The sequence below is a fragment of the Vibrio genomosp. F10 str. ZF-129 genome, assembly GCF_000287055.2.
In the GTDB taxonomy this organism is placed as follows: domain Bacteria; phylum Pseudomonadota; class Gammaproteobacteria; order Enterobacterales; family Vibrionaceae; genus Vibrio.
On record NZ_AJYQ02000125.1, the window covers coordinates 21,630 to 27,914 of the forward strand.

The window sequence follows — 6,285 nt, forward strand, 5'->3', positions numbered from 1 at the left end:
ACTATTAAATCTTTTAAACAGGTACTAAGCTTGTTTGTATTTCTTCTTTTGGCTCTCCTTTCTATTACAGCTTCTTAGCTTTTAAACTGCGTATATTGCTTCGGTGACATGCCAGTCCATTGCTTAAAGACACGAGTAAAATGGGCTTGATCGGCAAACCCACTCACAAAGCCTACCTCAGCAATGCATGATGCTTCGTCGAGTAATGATTGGCTGGCAAAGTGTACGCGTACATCTTGTAATAATTTGGCAAAACTATGGCCTTCATCGCTTAGCTTACGTTGTAAGGAGCGGGGAGATAGCGCTAAACATCTAGATACTTGTTGCAAATCGACTTCAAGTAACCCTAAATCCATGATGGTTTGTTTAGCCCTGTTCACCATACTCAGCGTGTTATTTGTTACCGATTGTTCAACGGTTTTTATTTTTGGATTCTTTTTATCACGGACTTGAAAGTGAATATACCAAGGTGCATCGCGGTGAAGCTGTGACGGATCACACTGCAAACTGGGGTAAGAAAAAAAACTTTCAGAAGCGTCTAAACTATGGCCAATGGCAATCTTTCTAGCGGATGATTCATAGAGAAGGGCACACAACACCCCAAGAACGGCTAAATCTTCTTCAATACTTGGCATCTCTGTGGTATTGGATTTGTGTGTCACCTTGACGCAATCATCGTGATATTCAAAATCAACAAAGTGCTGACTATGTACGTAGCGTTCCAGCCTTTGCCATTTTTTAAGCAGCAAGAATGGATCACTTCCGTTTAAAAGAGCACGGCCTACAGGCGAATCTATAAATTGCTTCACGCCGATGCCAATGCACAATAATGCACTGGCCCCGTATCGTTGGCTTACCTCATTAATAAAGTCGCGCTTGGTTTCTAGAGGAATATGGGCCTGCGACTGATTGGTTTTCAATAGCCTTGCTATAAACGGCTGCGCTGGCGAAAGCAAAGAATCATCAAGCAAGGTATTTAGCCCTGCATTGAGAATATTCAACATGGTTTTACTTGCAAATGCCTTTGATTCAGTATTTTTGTTGGCGACTTCGACCATATAACCTTTCCCGTTCATACGTTGATTTTTGCTCTAATAGTCTCTGTACCTTAGTGCCAATCAGTGGCAATTTTATTAACCATTTCGGGGCAAACGTAATTAAAGTAACGACGACGGAAAACCAGACAAATTTACCGACAAAAACCGTTAATAAAATCCCAAACCAGGCCAGCCCTGAGAGTAAGCTCAGTACCACCATTGTCCTTGGTGGTGTTGGAAGTAGTGACATTACCGCTAAGGCTAGAAATCCGTACTCTTGAATGTATCCTTGTAGTGTTAACCACTGTTGGTATACCTTCGATTCTGCCGTTGGCGTGGCCATTTGTAAGTAGTGGTCAAGCAATGTGGCCAGCAACGTTAATATTCCCGCACCCGCCGCCGCGGCGGTAGCAAATGCGAACACAATCCATATTGCTCGTTTGGGCTGCAACCAGGCTAGCAGCATGACCGACGTTTGTGTGGGTAACGCTGGAACAAAAAAGTCACCTATTGAAACGCCAGCCAAGATTGGAATCGCTTTCTCTTTCGCGCCATTGTTACTGATCCAGGTTAACACTCGCTGAGCAATGGAAGATTTTCTTTTCATCGTATCTTCCTTATTCTTTTAACATGATGTTTTCGATAAGATTTGGAAACAACGCGCGTAACTTCATTACGAGTTTAATCTTACCGATGTGAATTTCTTTTTTCCCTTTTTCCGCGCCCTCAAAAACTTCCAGCGCCGCTTGAGCTGGTGAAATTTTCCCTTTGCCACGCCCCTGTGTCATCTCGGTATCCACCAAGGGTAAGATGGCTTCACACACTTTAATATCGCTGTTGTGCCGCTTAATTTGACCATTAAAAGACTTACAAAATGTCCTCAGTCCGGCTTTGTTCGCGCAGTAAATCGGTGAGCTTTGTTTAGGCGCAATCGCTAACCCCGACGTTGCAAAAACCCAGGTGCCAGTTGCACGCTGAACATTGTCAAACAGGAGGCGCGTAAGCAAGATTGGCGCGGTAAAGTTAATCATCGTCTCATCTTCAATGCTAATGGCTTCATCAGTGTCTACAAATAGATCTCTAGCCTGTTGTACGCCTGCATTGTGAATCACCAAGGACAGCGGCTCACCATTTAAAGCCTGAGCAAATTGTTCAATGCTTTGGGCCGATTTTAAATTACATTTGTACCAACGTACTTCTGGGTATGCCTTTTTACAGCTGACAACGCTTTTTTCCGAACTCCCTGTTGCGATCACTGTGTAGCCGTGATTCAAATATTGTTTGACTAAAGCTTGACCGATGCCTCGCGTTCCGCCAGTAATTAACACCGTTTTATACATGATTTGATTCCTTGATCATTGAAAAATCCACCGTACGATCGAAAATTGCACGACCTAAATATTCCACGTATTTGCCACGAAGGTTTCTATCTCTAGGCTCTAGCAACCCGACTATTTTTGTGAGCTTGGGTGCATCACCTTCAAAGTAATATTCAGTCGAACCAAACAATAAGCGCCAAAACCATTTTTCTGGTGTAACACTCACGACCTTAAACTCACCTTCATCGCGCATAGTTAACTTCACCCCAGTGTGGGCCTGAACTTTAAGGACGGTATAGTCGAAATAAAGAACGTTCCCTGCTGATAATTCATCCCAATGATGAACAATTTCAAACGGAATACTTAACAAAGTACACGGGCGTTTTGTAAAGTTTAATGTTTTACTTTTCTGTTTATATTCAGTGTTTTGACTACTTAAATCTGCTCGACCTTGCTTTGCGGATATGGCCAATGACCCCGATTCATTCAGGTGAGGCTGGTGCATTTCAACTTTTTTCAGACCTTGTTTTGGGCACCAAACAACGGTTTCTTTCGCAATGTAGGGAGAGGTTAACCCTAGCCAGATCCGATTCGCTTCAAATGTGCCATTTTCTTTTGCCTCTACAGAGAGTTTGTATTCGAACATGGCTCGTTCGCTTTGATGTTTTTGGTCAAATACCTTTGCTTTTGACGCAACGCTTAGTTGGCTATTTACTCTACTCAAAATCATGTCCTCGTTAGCTTGTCTAGTTCCTAAGATAACCAGAAGACATCGTGATCTATTGAATATTTACGCCAAATTGAGTTTTAGCAGACGGCAATATTGCTCACGCGGTCTGATGGCGTTTTGGGATGATGTTTTGTGAAGGAGAAGCCGGGTTAGCGTGCGGGAAGTGAGGTAAAGAGACGTTGAAAGGAAGCACAACCCCGAGGCGTTTTTTAGTTGTTCAGCTGTTCGCCATAACTATTCGCCATAACTATCTGTCATAACTATCTGTCATAACTATCTGTCATAACTATGCGTCATGGTATCTTCCTTTATGGTTGTCGTTGGCCTTTAGCTCGTCAGTGTTGGGCGGTAGGGCTCTTCTCTTACCCCATGAGACAGCACCAACTTCATGATAAAAATAGGGGCGATCCACTCAAGTCCTTCAGGGGCTGGCATCAATTGACTAAGGATGATGGAATGCATCACAACAAACAAAGCGATAGGGCGGTGCAGGTACATAGGCAGACAGTGAATGATCACAATAGAGATCATCATAACGGCATACCAAATAAACGCATACGACCACGCGATGTCGAAACACAAAGGTATCGCAAATAATTGTAAGTGAGTCGCTGGAAATAGAAACTTGCTGCCGACGAGCTGACCAACCCAATTGACCTCGATCTTTTGATCCGTGTGAAGAAATCGCTTCATTGATCCTAACGAATTGGTGAGGACACCTCCAATCATATCCAAGGTTAAGAAACTGGCGACAACCAGCTGCAATACGCTCCAATCGAGTGCTTTCCAAGAGAAAAAATACAAAACGATAGGGGCAATGAAAGTGGCATAGTGCGCAATGGCGGTTTCTGCTTTCGTTGCCCCATAACCTGTCGTGAAATTGAATTGTCCGGTACATTCCCAGTTGATCGGGGCGTTTTGTCGCGTAGTTTGATTTTTTGATGTTGTTTTTGACTCATTTATCGGCGCACGTTCTGACATTGTGATTCCCTTAATACAGCCATTGAAAAATCGCTGAAGTATGTGAATAAGATATTTTTTGGTCCAGTTGGTCTAAAAAATAATAGCGAACGCATTAAGGTATTGTCAATGATTTATCGTCCACTCGGTCTACCATTTATTTTTATCGACCAGTGGACTTTTAAAGGTGAAGTGAATAGAGTCCAATTGAACATTTTAAAAGGGTAATAATTGAATGCCAAAAGTGGTGGATCGTGATGCTTACCGCAAGGAGCTTGCATCTAAAGCGGTTGAGATTTTTTCTGAACATGGATTTAATGGTCTGGGTATGCGAGGTATCGCTGATGCTCTAGGCGTCTCTAAGAGTGCGCTTTATCACTACTTTTCAAGTAAAAAAGCGTTGTTTGCAGCGTGTACTGAGTTAGTGCTAGAGCCGCATACACTTTATGGTATCGAAGAGGGTAGCCCTTTACCTGAAAACAAACAACAAGCCATTATTCAGCTGATTACTGCGCTTGATAGCCGCTTTAAAGGTGAAATGACGGTGCTGTTGGATTACGTAAAAAATCGAGACAGTCAAGATATCGCCAATGATCATTTGTTAAAAATGGCGGATACCAAATTTCTCGCAGAACTGAGCAAACTTGTCGGGGAGGCGAATGCCACTCAAGCTTATGCGCTGATATTAGGGGGGTTAATGACCCGCTTGTTGAATGGAAATCAGACTAAGTTAGAAGAGATTGCAGGATGGATCTTAAACTTGCCTTGTGGTGTCACTGAGAAATAACCACGGCTTTTTGTTTTTCTGATTTCAATTGATGTTAAAGAGTGTTCATCTCATTTCGGCTAAAAAGGGGGGAGACAGTGTTTTTAACTGTCCCCCCTTTTTATTTTATATTTTCGTCACTGGCTGAATTTTCCTTTCTATAGCCGCCCTTACTGAGGTTCCTCATCAGTTGGGTGTTTTTACTAAGACTAGGTCATCGTTTTGTCTTGCTGTTTCTTCTTCATTTTCAATGTTGAATACACTGAAAAAATAGCAAGGAGGATGAATGCGAGTGCAATTGGTCTTTCGTATAGGAATGACCAACTGTTATCGTACATCAATAGAGATTTGCGTAGGTTGGTTTCAGCCATTGGGCCTAAGATTATCGCTAATAGAATTGGAGATGAAGGTATCTCTAGCTTGCCTAGCACAAATGCCAGTAATCCAAACGCAATCGCTATGCCTACATCAAACATCGAATTATTGATGGCATAAGCACCAATTACCGATAAGAAGATAATAATAGGAATCATCATTATTTTCGGTACTTCAATGATACGGCAGAAAAATCGAATACCCAGTAGGCCAATGATCAACATAACAGCGTTGGCAACCAGCATAGAGCTGAATATGCCATAGACAATTTCAGGGTTTTGTGTGAACAGTAAAGGCCCTGGCGTTAAACCTTGAACTATGAGTGCACCCAGTAATACAGCGGTGACGGCGTCACCTGGGACACCCAAGGTTAATAACGGTACTAATGAGCCACCCGTTACCCCATTGTTACCGGCCTCTGCTGCGGCTAATCCTTGCACCGAACCGTTACCAAACTCTTCCGGTTTTTTTGACACTCGTTTTGCTTCGTTGTAGCAAATGAAAGCTGAGATATCAGCACCGGCTCCAGGAACCGAACCAATAGAAGTACCCAGTAGGCCACTTTTAACCGCGGTTGGCATCATCTCTTTTAGGTCTTTTTTACTTAGTAGCTTATGGCTAAATTTTGGTACTTTGGCTCGCTTTTCTTTGATGATTTTTTCAATCTGATTGATCGCTTCAGAGAGGGCGAATAAACCAATCAGAACTGGAATGACATTGATACCGCTGTACAGATCCATCACTCCAAAGGTAAATCTAGGAACGCTACTGATTGGGTCTAAGCCCACGGTAGAAACAAGTAAGCCAATGGTGCCTGCCAACAGACCTTTTAATATGTTTTGAGAAGAGACGCTAGCAATAATGGGGAGCCCAAAGAGCGCCAAAGCGAAGTACTCAGGGGCATTAAAACGCAATGCAAAGTTAGCCAGCATTGGGGCTATTGCGATCAAAATAATGGTACTGATGAGGCCACCGACAAAAGACGCAATGGCAGAAATACTCAAAGCACGCGCTGCTTGTCCTTTGGCTGCAAGAGTATGGCCGTCTAACACGGTAGCGGCTGACGCCGGAGTGCCAGGCGTTTTTAGCAAAATAGCC

General features: G+C 43.1%; 7 protein-coding genes. 1 reads left to right on the forward strand and 6 read right to left on the reverse strand.

The window, feature by feature from the left end; translation table 11 throughout:
* Positions 1-74: 74 nt before the first annotated feature.
* From A1QO_RS16650 to A1QO_RS16670, 5 genes are all read right to left on the reverse strand, one after another.
* Positions 75-1,058, reverse strand: a complete 984-nt coding sequence (locus A1QO_RS16650) for a helix-turn-helix transcriptional regulator (protein ID WP_017041556.1) — start codon at positions 1,056-1,058, stop codon at positions 75-77.
* A complete protein-coding gene (locus tag A1QO_RS16655) occupies positions 1,030-1,644 on the reverse strand; it encodes a hypothetical protein (RefSeq protein ID WP_017033919.1) in 615 nt (204 codons plus the stop codon). Before A1QO_RS16655 ends, A1QO_RS16650 begins: the two co-directional genes overlap by 29 nt.
* Before the next feature lie 10 nt (positions 1,645-1,654).
* Positions 1,655-2,377: an SDR family NAD(P)-dependent oxidoreductase gene (locus A1QO_RS16660; protein ID WP_017041557.1), complete on the reverse strand. Its 723-nt coding sequence runs from the start codon at positions 2,375-2,377 to the stop codon at positions 1,655-1,657.
* Positions 2,370-3,086, reverse strand: coding sequence for a hypothetical protein (locus tag A1QO_RS16665; protein WP_017041558.1), 717 nt, complete (start codon positions 3,084-3,086; stop codon positions 2,370-2,372). Before A1QO_RS16665 ends, A1QO_RS16660 begins: the two co-directional genes overlap by 8 nt.
* A gap of 327 nt (positions 3,087-3,413) precedes the next feature.
* Positions 3,414-4,067 (reverse strand): hypothetical protein, encoded by a 654-nt coding sequence (locus A1QO_RS16670; RefSeq protein WP_017041559.1) that lies wholly within the window; start codon positions 4,065-4,067, stop codon positions 3,414-3,416.
* A gap of 214 nt (positions 4,068-4,281) precedes the next feature.
* Here A1QO_RS16670 and A1QO_RS16675 point away from each other — a divergent pair, with 214 nt between their 5' ends.
* The gene (locus A1QO_RS16675) at positions 4,282-4,833 is read left to right on the forward strand and encodes a TetR/AcrR family transcriptional regulator (protein WP_017041560.1); all 552 of its coding nucleotides are present in this window, start codon (positions 4,282-4,284) and stop codon (positions 4,831-4,833) included.
* Between the two features lie 188 nt (positions 4,834-5,021).
* On the opposite strand, the gene A1QO_RS16680 is transcribed toward A1QO_RS16675, so the two are convergent.
* A partial coding sequence (locus A1QO_RS16680; protein WP_017041561.1) for a tripartite tricarboxylate transporter permease occupies positions 5,022-6,285 on the reverse strand: 1,264 nt, incomplete at its 5' end.